A 15,699-nucleotide genomic window follows, 5' to 3' on the forward strand; every position below is an offset into this window, starting at 1 on the left:
AAGATGGTGGAGCTACGCGGGATCGAACCGCGGACCTCTTGCATGCCATGCAAGCGCTCTCCCAGCTGAGCTATAGCCCCATCAAGCTTGCCCTTTCAGGGGGCGTCCCCTTCAGTGCGAGGCGCATTTTAGGGAGCCCCCAGAAATGAGTCAATACGTTTTTTAGGAATTCGCTCTGTTTGCTACAAATTCAACCGCCTTGCCGATTCTCTCGACGGAACGTGCTTGTCCAATCAGCAACAGGGTCAGATCCAGGCTCGGAGATTGGCCGGCGCCGGTCACCGCCACGCGCAGCGGCATACCCACTTTGCCCATGCCCAGCTCCAGCTCCTCGGCGGTCTGTTTGATGCAGTTGTGGATCGCCTCGGCATTCCACTCCTGCAGTGCCGCCAGCTTCTGGGCAACCAGCTCCAGCGGAGCTTGTGCCACCGGACGCAGGTGCTTCTTGGCTGCGGCAGCGTCGAACTCTTCGAAGTCTTCGTAGTAGTAGCGGCTGGATTCGGCCAGTTCCTTGAGGGTCTGAGCGCGCTCGGCCATTACCGGGATCAGGGCCTCCAGGCTGGGGCCGTTCTGCAGCGGGATGTTCTGTTGCTCAAAGTGCCAGGCCAGGTGCTTGGCCACTTCGTCCGCCGGCAGGCTCTTCATGTAGTGCTGGTTGAGCCACAGCAGCTTGTCGGTGTTGAAGGCGGAGGCAGACTTGTTGATCGCCTTGAGGGAGAACAGCTCGATCATCTCCTGCTCGCTGAAGATCTCCTGGTCACCGTGGGACCAACCCAGGCGCACCAGGTAGTTGAGCAGGGCCTGAGGCAGGTAGCCGTCATCCCGGTACTGCATCACGCTGACCGCACCGTGGCGCTTGGACAGCTTGGCACCGTCGTCACCCAGGATCATGGAAACGTGGGCAAACTCCGGTACCGGGGCACCCAGAGCCTGGTAGATGTTGATCTGACGGGGGGTGTTATTGATGTGGTCTTCGCCACGCACCACGTGGGAGATCCCCATATCCCAGTCGTCCACGACTACACAGAAGTTGTAGGTGGGGGAGCCGTCGCTGCGGCGGATGATCAGATCGTCCAGTTCGCGGTTGTCGATCTCGATACGACCACGGACGTGATCGTCAAAGGCCACGGTGCCCTCGGTGGGGTTGCGGAAGCGGATCACGAAAGGCGCGTCAGCGGCGTGCTGCTCCTGGCTGTCACGGCAGTGACCGTCGTAACGGGCCTTTTCACCATTGGCCATCTGCTGCTCGCGCAGGGCATCGACGCGCTCTTTGCTGCAGTAACACTTGTAGGCTTTGCCTTCGGCCAGCAGTTGATCGATCAGCTGGTTGTAGCGGTCAAAGCGCTTGGTCTGATAGTAAGGGCCCTCTTCCCAGTTCAACCCAAGCCAGTTCATGCCCTCGAGGATGGCGTCGATCGCCTCCTGAGTGGAACGCTCCAGATCGGTGTCTTCAATGCGCAAGACAAACTCGCCGCCCTGGTTCCGTGCGTGTAGCCAGGAGTACAGTGCGGTGCGCGCCCCTCCCACGTGGAGAAAGCCGGTCGGGCTGGGGGCAAAACGGGTTTTTACGGTCATATCTTTCTCGATATACAAATGCTTCTGGGGGCGGCCGGGGCCGTTTCAAGGGCGCTAGTTTAGCAGCCCGGCGGCAAGTCAACAAAAGCAATCCAACGACGGCGCCAAGACGTAGACAATGGCCTACGCTAGAGCTGTGGCGCGACAGGAATCCGGAGGCTCATTATGCCCACCAACATTTCGCAATCCGCCCCGATTGAGAGCATCGCCAGCTACCTTAAGCAGACTCAGGGCTACGACCACGCCCAGGCGATGTCGGAGGCAAAACAGGTGGTCGAGGATTTCAAGAAGATGCAGCGTCTGGGCTACATCCGTGGATGGTATTTTGACGAGCATGGTCACCTGGACCTGATCCCGTCCGATGACGTGCTGGGTCGGTTACAGGACACCTAGAGACGCAGGAGGCGCAGCCTGTAACAATCTGCTTGAGACATTTTCATAAACTGGCATAGTAAGTGACTACCGATGCAGTTTATCAAATGGCTCAAACACCTATGGATCTCAGACAGCTTCGTAACTTCGTCATGGTGGCGGAACACGCCAGTTTTACCCGGGCAGCCAAGGTCCTGGGCGTGGCACAACCGGCGGTCAGCACCGCCATCAAGAAGCTGGAGAGTGACCTGGGTCTGGTGCTGTTGCACCGCCAGGATAAACGGGTACAACTGACTGCCGAGGGCAAGGAGCTGCTGCCCCATGCCCAAGCCATCTTGCAGCGGGTTGAGCAAGCCACCCAGGCGATGGCCCGCTTGCGCGACCTTGACCGCGGTGAGGTGCGCATTGCGCTGCCAGGTATGGTCGGCTCCTACTACTTCCCTGCCCTGTTGATGGCATTCCACCATCGCTACCCTGACTTAAAGCTGTCACTGTGCGAGGCCGGCACCCAGGAGATCCGCGCCATGCTGGAGCGGGATGAGGTGGACATCGGCATCATCATCGATCCGGGTGAGCAGGTAGGATTGGAAACCCTGCCCTTGATGCGCCCGGAGATGATCGCCGCCGTGGGCACCGAACACCCGCTGGCGCAGCGTGACAGCATCGACTGGGACGAGTTCTTCCAACACGAACTGGTGATGTTTAAGCCTGGTTATTACCACCGTGAGCTGGTCAATGAGCTGGCCCAGGCCCGCGGCTTTACCCCCGATATCGCCTTTGAAACCAACCTGATTGAACTGATCCGCAGCATCGTACGGCAGGGCTTTGCCATCACCACGGTGCTGGAGATGGTGGTGGAGTCGGATCCTGAGATCAAGGCGCTGCGCTTCAGTGAGCCGATGTACATGGATCTGCACGTCGGCTGGAAGAGTGGCCGGGCACTGACCCAGGCGGATCGAACCTTCCTGGACTTCCTGCTGGAGCAGAACGGCCGCTAGGGCGCAAACAGGTTGAGCAGCGCCTGCAGAATGATGGCGTTGGAGATATCAACGAAGAAGGCGTTGGCCAGCGGCAATACCATAAAGGCCAGCGGCGCGGCACCATAGCGATTGACCACGGCGTTCATATTGGCCATGGCGTTGGGCAAAGCGCCCAGCCCCATGCCCAGGTAGCCTGAGCAGATCACCGCGCTGTCATAGCTGCGCCCCAGCATCGGAAACAGCACAAATACCACCAGCAGCACCATCATGGTGACCTGAGCGACGATGGTCAGAAACATCGGTAATGCCAGGTCCACCAGGGTCCACAGCTGCATCCCCATCAACGACATCGACAGAAACAGGCCGAGGGTGATCTCCCCCATCAGTGGCAGTGACTGGCCGTCGGTGGGGGCTTCAAGCTTGGGCAGCAGCCGCGGCAGTACATTGGTCAACAGCAGACCACTGAGCATGCAGGCCAGGAACTCCGGCACATTGACGCCGTGAGCCGCCGCCCACTCTGACGCCTGGGTCCCCAGGATCATCCCTGCACTGATGTACATCAACACCACGAACATGCTCTGGCTGTCGATCTTACGCCCCGGCCCCTCGTCACTGGTGCTCTCCAGCACCGGCTCACCCGCCTTGAGCTTATGCTTGTCGATCAGCTTCTGCGCCAGTGGTCCACCAACCAGGCCCCCCATCACCAGCCCCATGGTGGCGCTGCCGATGCCAATCTCCAGGGCATTGCTGATCCCCAGCCGCTGCTCAAACACGCTGGACCAGGCCACCGAGGTGCCGTGACCACCGAACAGGGAAACGGAGCCGAGCAGCAAGCCATTGGCCGTCGGCAAACCGGTCACCGTGGCCATGAGCAGCCCGGTGACGTTTTGCAGCACCACGCCGGCGACGCAGACAAACATCAGCACCAGCAGCGGCCGCCCCCCTTTTGCCAGCATCTCCAGCCGGGCCGCCAGCCCCACCGTGGTAAAGAAGGCCAGCAGCAGGGCGTCTCGCAGCGAGGTGTCAAACTGCACCTCGAATTGCCACAGCTCGTAGGCGGCAAAGGCTAACAGGGAAGCGAAGATCCCGCCGGACACGGGCATTGGGATGTTGTAGCGGCGCAGCACGGCGATCTTGCTGTTCAGCAACCGTCCGATCAGCAAGACCAGGATCGCGGCCAAGACAGTCGCACGCAGCGATAGCTCCATACTGGCTCCTCATGAACCTCCGCACCGGCGTGCGGCGATCTGGGTTTGGCGTTGTTATGGGTGGCGGCTGCGTACCGGCTCAAACACCGAGCTGACCCCAGAACCACAGAGGGGAAAATGGTTAGCGCAGGAGTATGGAAGTATAGGCAGGACATCAGGGGGAGCAGAAAAGAAGGCGGCGGCCCTTCGGCCGCATAGCATCAGTTGGAGACGATCGCATCCGGCTGGCGCTCTGGGGCAGCCAGGTTAAAGGCCTCCAGTTCGCGGCAGCGGCTGACGATGCGCTGGATGCGGGGAAACTCCTCCAGGGAGAGACCCACTCGCTCGGCCTGGTAGCACTGGGGCACCAGGCAGACGTCCGCCAGGGTGGGCTGATCGCCAAAGCAGAAGCGTCGTGCGGTGCCCTCGAGCTGGGCCTCCAGGCCCGCCAGAGCCAGACGGTGCCAGTGACGGAACCAGGCTTCTTTCTGCGCCTTACCCTGTTTGAGCTCATTGCCCAGGTACTTCATCACCCGCAGGTTATTGAGCGGCTGACAATCGCAGACCAGGTTCAGCGCCAGGGCGCGCACCTTGGCCCTGTCCAGCGGGCAGGCGGGCAGCAGAGGCTTGTCGGGGTAGGCTTCGTCCAGGTATTCGATGATCGCCAGCGACTGATTGAGGATCATGTCGCCGTCCACCAGGGTGGGCACCAGACGATTGGGGTTGAGGATGGTATAGCCGGGCAGGTGCTGCTCGCCCCCCTCTTTAGTGAGGTTGACGGCGATGTACTCAAACGGCAATCCTTTGTAATGACACGCTATCCGAACGCGGAACGCCGCGCTGGAGCGCCAGTATCCATAGAGTTTCAGCATGACCGAGGCGTCTCTTTGAAGCAACCGGGGCAATTAGTAACAACTATAGTTGCTGCTTCTCCAAACGCCTCTTTAGTAAAGAAGTTTTTTCATTCCCCCCTCATACCGGGTTCACCCGGGGGTGAACCCGGCCGAAGGTTTAGATCACGCCGCGGCGGATCTGATCTTCCTCAATGGACTCAAACAGGGCCTTGAAGTTGCCCTCGCCGAAGCCCTCGTTGCCCTTGCGCTGGATGATCTCGAAGAACACCGGACCGATAACGGTCTGGGTGAAGATCTGCAGCAGGATACCGTCTTTCATCGGCGCGCCGTCGATGAGGATGCGCAGCTCCCGCATCCGATCAACGTCCTCGCCGTGCCCTTCAACCCGGCTGTCGACCTTGTCGTAGTAGGTGTCCGGGGTCGGCATAAAGTCCATGCCACCGGCGCGCAGCGCCGCCACGGTGCCGTAGATGTCTTCGGTGGTCAGGGCGATGTGCTGGATCCCCTCCCCTTTGTACTCGCGCAGGTACTCCTCGATCTGGCTCTTGTCGTCGGAGGACTCGTTGATGGGGATACGGATCTTGCCGCAGGGGCCGGTCATGGCCCGGCTGACCAGACCGGTGAGCTTGCCTTCGATGTCGAAGTAGCGGATCTCACGGAAGTTGCCGATGCGCTCGTAAAAGCCAGCCCAGGTGTCCATGTTGCCCTGGAACACGTTGTGGGTCAGGTGATCGATCTCGTACAGGCCCTTGTCGGCCGCAGCCAGGCGCACCGCCGCGTCGGGATAGAACTCGAAGTCCACATCGTAGATGGAGCGATCGCCGTAGCGGTCGACGAAGTAGAGGGTGGAATCGCCGATGCCATTCACCGCCGGGATGTTCAGCTCCATCGGGCCGATGTTACCGACAAACTCGCTGGCACCGTTGGCCAGGGCGTGGGCCAGGGCCTTACCGGCGTCCTTCACTCGCCAGGCCATACCGCAGACGCTGGGGCCGTGCTGCTTGGCAAACTCCGCCGCCTGGGAGTGCGGCTGAGCGTTGACGATAAAGTTGATGTCGCCCTGGCGGTAAAGCCAGGCGGCCTTGCTGCGATGCTTGGCGATCTCGGCAAAGCCCAGGCCGGAGAACAGCTGCTTGAGGGCATCGATCCCCTCTTGGTTCGGGGCGGTGTACTCAACAAATTCAAATCCGTCGGTGGCCAGCGGATTCCAGTCCACGGCGTTGGTCACTTCGGTCACGTTGCTTCTCCCTATTCGTGTTGTTCGTGTGATACCCCTCTTGTTTACCCAACCCCTGCCAAACAATAAACTCCGTGACCCAGATCACACTGCATACAACTGCAAAAGGGCCCGTCACCTGGTCTTTACACCAGACAACGGGCCCTTTTATATCAACAGCTTACTTGGAGGTTCGCTGTTTGCCGATGCGATACTCCCGCAGCTTGTTGGCGATGGCGGTGTGGGATACCCCCAGCTTGCGCGCCAGCTGACGGGTGGAGGGATACGCCGGGTAGAGTCGGCGCAACAGGCTGGATTCGAACTGCTTGACCGCCTCATCCAGGGTGCCCTCGAACTCCTGGTCAAGATAGCCAAAGGTTTCGTTCCAGGCGGGCAGACGCAGCTGCTCCGGGGTCAGCTCGCCGCGCTCATCGGCCATGGAGACCGCCCGGAAGATGGCGTTCTTCAACTGGCGCACGTTCCCCGGCCAAGCGTAGCTGCGCATAAAGTCGCGGCAGCTGGCGGAGAGCTGGCGCAGGGGGCTGCCTAGCTGCTCACTGTAGTGCTCGAGGAACAGCTCGGCCAGCGGCAGGATGTCGGCCTTACGCTCACGCAGTGGCGGCAGCTGCAGGTTGAGCACATTGATGCGGTAGTAGAGATCCTCGCGGAACTCACCCTTCTGGCACAGCTCGGACAGGTCGCGCTGGCTGGCGCAGATGATGCGCAGATCGACCTTGATCTCGGTGTCATCACCGACCCGGCGGAAGCAGCCATCCTGGATCAGGCGCAGCAGCTTAACCTGCAGCTGCGGCGACATGTCGGCCACCTCATCCAGGAATACCGTGCCGCCATCGGCCTGTTCAATCACCCCTTTCTTAACCAGTTCGGTGGGGCTGGAGGCCAGGCCGAACAGTTCACTCTCGGCCACGTCATCCGGCAGCGAGGCGCAGTTGATCACCACGAAGTTTTTGTCGTGACGCAGGCTGGCCTGGTGGCAGGCGCGGGCCATCTGCTCCTTGCCGGTGCCGGTCTCTCCCAGGATCAGCAGCGGCGCCTCCAGCTGGGCCATGCGACGGGCCTCATCCAGCAGGGTGCGCATCCGCTCGCTTTCGGCGATCAGAGTATCGAAGCCGGAGCGATGCTCACGCAGGGCGTTGAACTGACGCCCGACCCGGGCGGCGGATTTGAGCTGGACCATGGCCCCGGCGAGGATCTTGGTGCCCTCCTCGTCCGGCAGGTCGATCGGCAGCATCTCCGCCAGGTACTGGCTGCCGCCGATAGTGACCTTGATGGCCTGGGGCAATACCTCTTCACCGCCCAGCCAGCGGGCAAAGGAGAAGCCCTGGATGAAGTTGGCTACCGGCTGATCGATCACCTCCTCTGCCGGGCTGCCCAGTACCGCCAGGGTGGAGTCGTTGGCGGTGGCAAAGTTGGCCTTGAGATCCAGCGAGAAGATGGGATCCGGCAGGGTACGCAGCAGCGCTTCCAGGGCGTAGTGCTCACGCTCTGAGGGCATATAGGGAACGGTGCGTACGTCGGTGACGTTGGGGATCTTGCGCAGCATCGGCATCAGCTCTTGCAGCTGCTCAAAGGTGGGTGCGGGCACCTGCAGGTACACGTAGCCCTCACTGCCGGCATCGATGGCGTTGATGTTGATGCCTTGCTTCTCCAGTACTTCCAGGATCTCTCGCGCCAGTCCGATACGGTCCTGGCAACTTACTCGAATCCGCATAGTCCCTTCCTGTTGTTTTGTTGTCGTGATAGGAACGGTCAATCAACCTGTTGCAGCGAGCCCCTGGTGTACGTTGGCGTCTCTCCCCAAATCCAGGCGCTGCTGGGTCACTCGCTGAAATGATACTGTAAAAATACCTGTACAATAACCCCGACCAGCACAAAAAAGCCCACCCTGTCAGGGTGGGCTAATCACTGCTAGGGCTGGGCCTACAGCAAGGCGTCGGTCTTGGCGGCCATGATGAAGTCGTTCTTGTGCAGGCCACCGATGGCGTGGGTCCACCAGGTGACGGTCACCTTTCCCCACTCCAGCAGGATCCCCGGGTGGTGGAACTCCGCTTCGGCCAGCTCCGCCACCTTGTTACTGAAGGCCCAGGCCTGCTTGAAGTTCTTAAACTTGTAGACCCGCTCCAGCTGCATCACGCCGTCGTGCACCGGGGTGGCCCAATCGGGGATCTGGCCCATCAGTTCGGCCAGCTCCTGCTCGGTCACCTTGGGGGCTCCGGCCTGGCAGGCCTCGCACTTCATCTCACTCAGTTCGCTCATCCTTGGGTTCCTTTAACTTGCTTGCTGCTTAGGGGGAAAGAGGGGCTCGCGCAGACCCAGGGCCATCGCCTGGTCCACCAGGGCCATCAGGTCCATCTGCGCCAGCTCGTAAAGCTGATCAATCTGCTCCAGTACGAAATAGACCGGCTGCATGATGTCGATGCGGTAAGGGGTGCGCATCGCCTCCAGCGGGTCCATCGGCTGCAGCTTGGGTTGTCCCGAGAGGGCGTACTGGGTCTCGCCGGGGCTCGACAGGATGCCGCCGCCGTAGATCCGCAGCCCCTCGCTGCTCTGTACCAGGCCAAACTCCACGGTAAACCAGTACAGTCGGGCCAGGTAGACCCGCTGCTGCGGTGTGGCCGCCAGCCCCAGCTTACCGTAGGTGTGGGTGAAGTGGGCAAAGGCCGGGTTGGTCAGCAGTGGGCAGTGGCCGAAGATCTCGTGGAAGATGTCCGGTTCCTGCAGGTAATCGAACTCTTCCCGACTGCGGATAAAGGTGGCGACTGGGAAGCGCTTGCTGGCCAGCAGCTCGAAAAAGCGCTCAAAGGAGATCAATGCCGGCACCTGGGCGGTCTGCCAGCCGGTGCACTCCATCAGTACCCGGTCTACCTCCGCCAGCTGGGGGATACGGTCGCTGGGCAGGGCCAGGCGTTCCAGCCCATCCAGGTAGGCGTCGCAGGCCCGACCCGGCAGGTGCTGTTGCTGCCGCGCCACCAGCTCTGACCAGATCTGGTGCTCCTCGGGCGGATAGTGGATATGGCCCTGAGCATCGGGGTTGCGGGCGCTGTATTGGGTGCCTTTCATCGCTGTGCTCCTTGGGTCTCCACTTGGGTTGCTACCGCTGCCAGGGCCTGGTCCAGATCCGCCAGCAGATCGTCGACGTGCTCCAGGCCGATGGCCAGGCGGATTAAGCTGTCACTGATGCCGGCGGCCTGGCGTACCTCCGGCGCATAGGGGCTGTGGGTCATGGATGCAGGGTGCTGCACCAGCGACTCCGGATCCCCCAGGCTGACCGCCAGGGTGAACAGCTGCAGCCGGTCGGCAAAAGCCAGGGCCTGATGGTAGTCAGCCTCCAGCTCCAGCGCCAAGACCGCGCCTCCGGCGGCCATCTGGTTTCCCAGCAGATTGTCCTGCTCCAGCCCCGGGTAGTAGACCCGGGCTACCCTGGGGTGATGCTGCAGATGTTTGGCCACCTTGAGGGCACTGGTGCAGTGGCGCTCCATCCGCACCGCCAGGGTCTTCATCCCGCGCAGGATCAACCAGGCATCGTGGGGGGAGAGTACGGCACCGAAATCCTTACGGATCTCACCGCGCAGTCGCTGCATCATCTCGTCACGGCCACAGACCAGGCCGGCGATCACATCGCCATGGCCATTGAGGTACTTGGTGGCACTGTGCACCACCAGGTCAACCCCGTGACTGAGGGGCTTTTGCAGCAACGGGGTCATAAAGGTGTTGTCGACCACGGTCAGCAGCTCATGGCGCCGGGCCAGGGCAACAATGGGGTCCAGCGGATAGACCCGCAGGTGCGGATTGACCGGGGTCTCCAGCAGCATCAGCCGGGTGTTGGGTTGAATGGCGGCCTCGACGCTCGCCAGGTCGGCAAAGTCCACCAGGCTGACCTCGATGCCAAAGCGCGGCAGTTGCTCGGTCACCAGTGAGTAGCTGCAGCCATAGAGGCCGACCGCCGCCAGCAGGTGATCCCCCGCTTGCAGGTTGGCCAGCAAGGTGGCGGCGACCGCGGCCATGCCACTGCCGAAGGCAACCGCGGATTCGGCCCCCTCCAGCAGCGCGATGCGGCGCTCCAGCTCGTCGGTGGTTGGGTTGCCCAACCGGGTGTAGATCGGTCCCGTTTGCTCACCGGCGAAGCGTGCGCCACCGGTCTGGCAATCGGGAAAGGCAAAGGTGGCGGTTTGCCACAAGGGCGTGACCAGACTGCCGCTGGCGTCGCGCCGGTGACCGCCATGGATCACGCAGGTATCCGGGTGCATCTTGGCATCCATACTCTTCTCCCCTGGATGTGGCCCGCCGGGGCTGTCTGCCCTTATTGGTGTTTATTGGTTGGCGGGGTATCGCCCTAACATAAGCCAGAGGATGGCGCGATCGAGATCCGTGAGCCAGATCACAATCGTATCGGCATGTAAATTCTCCGTTACGCCCAGCAGTGAGGCCGCAGCAGACGGTCAGGTCGGTGCGGACAACAAGTTTACGGGGTCTTGGTCAGGTCGCTGGCCCGGCGGGCCTGGCGCAGTGCATCGGCGGAGACCCGGGTCAGCTCAGAGAGCAGACGGCCCTGCACCTTCATCAGCGAGGGGCGCTGGCGCGCCTGGTAGGGTAACGGGCGGCACTGGGCGCACGCGGCGTAGCCCAGGCGGGCGGTCAACAACCCCGCTCCCAGCCCCTGCGCTACCCGGGCAGAAAGCTTGCCGGTCAGCTCTGCCGACAGCATCTGGGTGCCCAGATCCAGTGCCAGCTCGCTGCCCCCGGCGTAGAGCAGGTTAGCGAGAATGCCGCGCACCAGCCGGATCCGGCCCCAATAGCCCGGCTCAATGCCGTAGATCCGCGCCACCTCATCCAGCATCGCCTGATTGCGCCACAGCATCAGCGCCATATCCAGCACCGCCATGGGACTGGCCGCCAGCAGCAAGCTGGCCTGGGCGGCATAGCGGTAGATGCATTCGTGGGCCGCCTCATCCTGGCGGCTGAGCACGGTGCGCTCGTACAGCAGCAGCAGCTCGGCATCATCATGGTGAGGCTGGCGGCGCTGCTGCCAGTCCACGACCTGGGGTTGGTAAGCCTCAGGCACCTGCTGACTGATCTGCTTGATAAAGCCCTCCGCCTCGCCTCGTTGGGCACTGCAGGCCATGCGCTTGGCCTGGTCGCGGGCGCCTTGGGCGGCCTTGAGCTGGCGCAAGCGACGCCACTCACGCCAGCCCCAGCGGGCCAGTACCAGGCCGGCCCCGGCGAAGGCGGTGGCGTAGAGGGCAAACCAGGCCCAGTGCTGCTGATACACGCTCCACAGGGTGTGGCCGGCCTCCACCAAGAGCAGCAGGCCGAAGGTCAGCAATACCCCGCGCAGCAGCTTGCTGGGGGGCTTGCTGGCGGTCACCTTGGGCTGCGACATGTCGATCAGCGGCTCATCCGCCAGATCCTGGGCCGGCTGCAGCTGGGTTACCGAGTGCTCCGGCAGGTCATCAAAGCTCTGGGCTGGCTTGAGATCCTTATTCACATCTTGTCTCCCAACATCCACTCAATCAGGTGGTCCATACGCATATGAGGTAAGGGGGCCTGCACCGACCCCAGCTGCGGCGGCGCCAACCGGCCAAACTCGAACCCCTGCTGCTGCCAGAAGCTGGGCTCGGGCAGCTGGCTGGGGACCTCACCGGGAAAGCGGGTCACCGCCTGCTGGGCCATATCAACGCCGCGGATCACCGGGATCAATCCGCCCCGGTCTACCTGGCCCTGCTGGCTGGCGCGGATGGCGCTGAGCACCATGGTTTCGACCTTGCTGCCACTGAAGCGGGCCAGGCGACCGGACTGCCCCATCAGGCTGTCGGTCAGTGACAGCAGGTTGGCGTGCTGATCGACGGTGATGTGGTCCGCCTTGCCGGCGGCAAACAGCAGTTTGTCGATGCGGGGGCGGAACAGTCGCCGCAGCAGACTGCCGGGGCCGTAGTGAAAGCTTTGCTGGATCGCCTGGATGGCATCGGCCATCTGGGTGATCTGGGCATGGCCCTTGTCCAGCGCCCCCAGGGTATCCACCAATACCACCTGCCGGTCGAACCGGGCGAAATGCTTGCGGTAGAAGGGCTTCACTACCTGCTCGCAGTAGGCGTCGTAGCGAGAGCGCAGCACCGCCACCAGGGGATCGTCATGCTGCTCCAGCCGTTGCGGCGACAGTGGGAAGAACGCCAGGATCGGCGTACCGGCCAGCTCGGCGGGCAGCAATGCCCTACCCGGCTGCAGATAGGTGGCCGCCAGACTCTGGCGCAGCTCACCGAGCAAGCTGCCGTACTGGGCCGCCAGCGGTTCGATGCCCGCCTCGTCACTTAACTGCTCCACCTCGGCCAGCCAGGCCCCGGTGGTCTCGTTCCAGGGCGGCGCGCTGAGCATCTGCCACTGTTGGCGAGACCAATCGGCAAACTCCAGGTTCAGCATCGGCAGGTCCAGCAGCCACTCCCCCGGGTAATCCACCAGATCCAGGTAGAGGGTGAGGTGATCGATCAGTTGACGCTTGAGTCCGCCGGCAGGGGCGAAGCGCAGTGCCAGACGGATCTCCGACAACCCCCGGGTGGAGGGCGGCCATTGCGGCGGATTGGCGCAGAGGCCGGCGATGGCGTTGTCATAGTCGAACGGCAGCAGTGCCAGGTCCGGTTGGGATTGGCGCTGAACCCCCAACAGGCGGCCATCGCTTAAGGCCTGCCACATCGGCAGATGTTGCGGCTCGGCGTGGAGGAGTTGGTGAACCAGGGAGGTGAGAAAGGCGGTCTTGCCGGCGCCAGACAGGCCGGTGATCCCCACTCTGAGATGTTGATCCAGGCCGCGGTAGGCCCACTGTTCCAGGTTGCGGCCCCAGCGGCGCCAATGGCTTTTGTTGGGTGTCATAGTGTCCCAGCAGGTCGAAAGCGGGAGCATGCTGCTCCCGCCGAGGGCTTATCTTCGTTATCGATTATTTTAAGTTATCGATTTCCCGTCGCAGGTTGTAGCTGTCTGAGGTGACGTAGCGCTCCATCTGCTGCAGCCTCAGTTCCAGGGCGCGAAAGCGGCTGTTGACCTCCCGAAAGGCACTGCGGGGGGACTCGCCGGCCTGCCACACCTTGGTCTTTACATCGTGGCGATGCAGCGGCTCCTCACGGGGCTTCTTGTCCAGCAACACCCAGGCCACCACGTAGAGCAGCAGGACGAAGCTGAAGATCCCGGTCAGGATAAGTGCCGACAGCATGACGATCCGCACCAACCACACCTCGAGGCTAAAGCGCTCCGCCAACCCGGCACAGACCCCGGCGATCTTGCCTTGCTCCGGGATCCGGTACAGCGGGATGGTGTTATTCTTGGCCATGCTTCCTCCTCCAGTCCGGCGACTCTGCATCCAGGATCCGCTCCAGACTGTCAATGCGATCGGCCATCTTATCGGCCCGGTGCAGCAAGCTGTTCAGTTGCTCATATTCTTCATCGGTAAGCCCTTGGCTGATCTGCTTCTTGCTGCGGTAATGCAAGATGAGCCAGATGGGCGCCACAATGACTAAGAATATGATGATGGGCGCAACCAGTAACCCGATCAGATCTTCCATGGGGGGCTCCTTACCTTAGGATTTCTTCTTCGACATCTTTTTCTTCATCGCTTCCAGCTCCTGGTTGACCTTGTCCTCGGCCTCCAGGGCGGCAAACTCGTCATCCAGGCTGCGGGGCTGGCTCAGCTCGTAGGCCTCCACCTCAGACTCGATGTTTTCGACCCGACGCTCGTATTGCTCAAAGCGGTTCATCGCCTGGTCGATCTTGGAGGTGTCCAGCTGACGCTTCACATCCAACCGAGAGCTGGCGGCCTGCTTGCGCATGACAATGGTCTTCTGCCGGGCGCGGGCGTCGTTCAGCTTTTCTTGCAGCTGGGTGATCTCCTCCTTCAGGCGGGCGATCTGGGTTTCGATGGTTTCCAGCTCCTGCTTCAGGGCTTCCACCAGCTCACCGGCCTTCTGCTTCTCTACCAGAGCGGCGCGGGCCAGGTCTTCCCGGTCTTTCGACAGGGCCAGCTCAGCCTTGGCCTGCCATTCGTCAGCCTGGCGCGTGGCGCGCTCCACCCGACGTACAGCTTCTTTCTTTTCCGCCAGGATCTTAGCGGAGGTTGAACGCACCTCCACCAGTGTATCCTCCATCTCCTGGATGATCAGGCGGACCATCTTTTCCGGATCTTCGGCCTTGTCCAGCAAGGCGCTGAGATTAGAATTCACAATATCGGCAAAGCGAGTAAAGATACCCATAACTGATTCCTCTTATAAACTTGCCCTCGTGCCAAATGTTTACAGGAAGCGTGCCAACTTTTTATCTAATTGCAAAGCACTGTATTTACAGGATTTTTGTAAGTCCTTTATTTTTCAGTGGTCTGTTCCTATCATGGAAACCGCCAACAGTTGGCGAAACTCACCATACGGGATAATGGATGTCTGCACACCGCCACACGGATAATCTGATCGGCCAGTCCGCCGCCTTTCACCAGGTTCTGGACCACGTCTCCAAGATCGCGCCACTGAGTAAGCCGGTGTTGATCATCGGCGAACGGGGGACGGGTAAGGAACTGATTGCCGAGCGCCTGCACTTCCTGTCGCAGCGGTGGGAGCAGCCCTACCTCAAGCTCAACTGCGCGGCCCTGAATGAAAACCTGCTGGAGAGCGAACTGTTTGGCCACGAGAGTGGTGCCTTTACCGGCGCCGGCAAGAAACACGAGGGCCGATTTGAGCGGGCCGACAAGGGCACCCTGTTCCTCGACGAGCTGGCCAACACCTCCGGACTGGTCCAGGAGAAGCTGCTGCGGGTGATCGAGTACGGTGAGTACGAGCGGGTGGGCGGCAACCGCACCCTGCGCAGCGACGTCCGCCTGGTGTGCGCCACCAACGAAGACCTGCCGCAGCTCGCCGCCAAGGGCGAGTTTCGCGCCGACCTGCTGGACCGGCTCGCCTTTGATGTGATCACTCTGCCGCCGCTGCGAGCCCGCAGCGAGGATATCCTGCTGCTGGCAGAACATTTTGCCATCCAGATGACCCGCCAGCTCGATCTGGAGCTGTTCTCCGGCTTCACCGAACGGGCCCGTAAAACCCTGCTGACCTACGAGTGGCCGGGCAACGTGCGGGAGCTGAAGAACGTGGTGGAGCGCAGCGTCTACCGCCACAACAACGCCGAGCTACCGTTGCACGAGATCGTGCTGGACCCGTTCGAGTCCCCCTGGCGTCCCACTCAAGCGGTGCGCACCGAGGACAGACGCAGCGTCAGCGAGGTCAGTGCCCCGCCGCAAGCGCCGGCAGCGGCCCCCAGCGACGAGGGGATCGCCCTGCCGCTGGACTTCAAGCAGGCCAGCCAGGATCATGAGATCAAGATCCTCAAGCAGGCCCTGGTGCAGAGCCAGTACAACCAGAAGAAGAGTGCCGAGCTGTTGGGCCTGACCTACCACCAGCTGCGCGGGATCCTAAAGAAGTACGACCTGCTGGGGCAGGAGAATTGAGCCCCAAGGTGGCCCCTGCTAAACTAGT

General features: G+C 61.8%; 16 protein-coding genes and 1 tRNA gene. 3 read left to right on the plus strand and 14 right to left on the minus strand.

What is annotated here, in order from left to right:
• Positions 1 to 4: 4 nt before the first annotated feature.
• Together BUC04_RS16465 and gltX are read right to left on the minus strand one after the other, a co-directional pair.
• Positions 5 to 80, minus strand: a tRNA-Ala gene (locus BUC04_RS16465).
• 82 nt (positions 81 to 162) lie between these two features.
• Positions 163 to 1,575: a glutamate--tRNA ligase gene (gltX, locus tag BUC04_RS16470; protein WP_067664404.1), complete on the minus strand. Its 1,413-nt coding sequence runs from the start codon at positions 1,573 to 1,575 to the stop codon at positions 163 to 165.
• Between the two features lie 165 nt (positions 1,576 to 1,740).
• Between gltX and BUC04_RS16475 the strand changes: the two genes are divergently transcribed.
• Both BUC04_RS16475 and BUC04_RS16480 read left to right on the plus strand, forming a co-directional pair.
• Positions 1,741 to 1,968, plus strand: a complete 228-nt coding sequence (locus BUC04_RS16475; protein WP_067664406.1) for a hypothetical protein — start codon at positions 1,741 to 1,743, stop codon at positions 1,966 to 1,968.
• A 101-nt stretch (positions 1,969 to 2,069) separates the two neighbouring features.
• Complete coding sequence (locus tag BUC04_RS16480) at positions 2,070 to 2,945, plus strand: LysR family transcriptional regulator (RefSeq protein WP_067664408.1); 876 nt, start codon at positions 2,070 to 2,072, stop codon at positions 2,943 to 2,945.
• On the opposite strand, the gene gltS is transcribed toward BUC04_RS16480, so the two are convergent.
• From gltS to pspA, 12 genes are all read right to left on the minus strand, one after another.
• Positions 2,942 to 4,135: a sodium/glutamate symporter gene (gene gltS / locus BUC04_RS16485; protein WP_067664410.1), complete on the minus strand. Its 1,194-nt coding sequence runs from the start codon at positions 4,133 to 4,135 to the stop codon at positions 2,942 to 2,944. The two genes, BUC04_RS16480 and gltS, sit on opposite strands and share 4 nt — an antisense overlap.
• A gap of 200 nt (positions 4,136 to 4,335) precedes the next feature.
• Positions 4,336 to 4,983: a maleylacetoacetate isomerase gene (maiA, locus tag BUC04_RS16490; RefSeq protein ID WP_067664512.1), complete on the minus strand. Its 648-nt coding sequence runs from the start codon at positions 4,981 to 4,983 to the stop codon at positions 4,336 to 4,338.
• A gap of 142 nt (positions 4,984 to 5,125) precedes the next feature.
• Positions 5,126 to 6,196: a 4-hydroxyphenylpyruvate dioxygenase gene (gene hppD / locus BUC04_RS16495; protein ID WP_067664514.1), complete on the minus strand. Its 1,071-nt coding sequence runs from the start codon at positions 6,194 to 6,196 to the stop codon at positions 5,126 to 5,128.
• 169 nt (positions 6,197 to 6,365) lie between these two features.
• Positions 6,366 to 7,916 (minus strand): transcriptional regulator TyrR, encoded by a 1,551-nt coding sequence (gene tyrR, locus BUC04_RS16500; RefSeq protein WP_067664412.1) that lies wholly within the window; start codon positions 7,914 to 7,916, stop codon positions 6,366 to 6,368.
• A gap of 209 nt (positions 7,917 to 8,125) precedes the next feature.
• On the minus strand, positions 8,126 to 8,461 hold the full coding sequence (locus BUC04_RS16505; protein WP_067664414.1) for a 4a-hydroxytetrahydrobiopterin dehydratase: 336 nt from the start codon (positions 8,459 to 8,461) through the stop codon (positions 8,126 to 8,128).
• 12 nt (positions 8,462 to 8,473) lie between these two features.
• The gene (gene phhA / locus BUC04_RS16510) at positions 8,474 to 9,265 is read right to left on the minus strand and encodes a phenylalanine 4-monooxygenase (RefSeq protein WP_067664416.1); all 792 of its coding nucleotides are present in this window, start codon (positions 9,263 to 9,265) and stop codon (positions 8,474 to 8,476) included.
• Positions 9,262 to 10,464, minus strand: coding sequence for a trans-sulfuration enzyme family protein (locus tag BUC04_RS16515; protein WP_067664418.1), 1,203 nt, complete (start codon positions 10,462 to 10,464; stop codon positions 9,262 to 9,264). Before BUC04_RS16515 ends, phhA begins: the two co-directional genes overlap by 4 nt.
• A 203-nt stretch (positions 10,465 to 10,667) precedes the next feature.
• Positions 10,668 to 11,690, minus strand: coding sequence for a TIGR01620 family protein (locus BUC04_RS16520; protein WP_067664420.1), 1,023 nt, complete (start codon positions 11,688 to 11,690; stop codon positions 10,668 to 10,670).
• Positions 11,687 to 13,066, minus strand: coding sequence for a YcjX family GTP-binding protein (locus tag BUC04_RS16525; protein ID WP_067664422.1), 1,380 nt, complete (start codon positions 13,064 to 13,066; stop codon positions 11,687 to 11,689). Before BUC04_RS16525 ends, BUC04_RS16520 begins: the two co-directional genes overlap by 4 nt.
• 64 nt (positions 13,067 to 13,130) lie before the next feature.
• Complete coding sequence (gene pspC, locus BUC04_RS16530) at positions 13,131 to 13,520, minus strand: envelope stress response membrane protein PspC (protein WP_067664424.1); 390 nt, start codon at positions 13,518 to 13,520, stop codon at positions 13,131 to 13,133.
• Positions 13,507 to 13,752: an envelope stress response membrane protein PspB gene (gene pspB / locus BUC04_RS16535; RefSeq protein WP_067664426.1), complete on the minus strand. Its 246-nt coding sequence runs from the start codon at positions 13,750 to 13,752 to the stop codon at positions 13,507 to 13,509. Before pspB ends, pspC begins: the two co-directional genes overlap by 14 nt.
• Positions 13,753 to 13,767: 15 nt before the next feature.
• A complete protein-coding gene (gene pspA, locus BUC04_RS16540; RefSeq protein ID WP_067664428.1) occupies positions 13,768 to 14,436 on the minus strand; it encodes a phage shock protein PspA in 669 nt (222 codons plus the stop codon).
• A gap of 179 nt (positions 14,437 to 14,615) precedes the next feature.
• Here pspA and pspF point away from each other — a divergent pair, with 179 nt between their 5' ends.
• Entirely contained in the window at positions 14,616 to 15,671 is a 1,056-nt protein-coding gene (pspF, locus tag BUC04_RS16545) for a phage shock protein operon transcriptional activator (protein WP_067664430.1), read from the plus strand.
• The last annotated feature ends 28 nt before the right edge of the window (positions 15,672 to 15,699 follow it).

The sequence above is a fragment of the Ferrimonas marina genome (assembly GCF_900129905.1).
Classification (GTDB): Bacteria; Pseudomonadota; Gammaproteobacteria; order Enterobacterales; family Shewanellaceae; genus Ferrimonas; species Ferrimonas marina.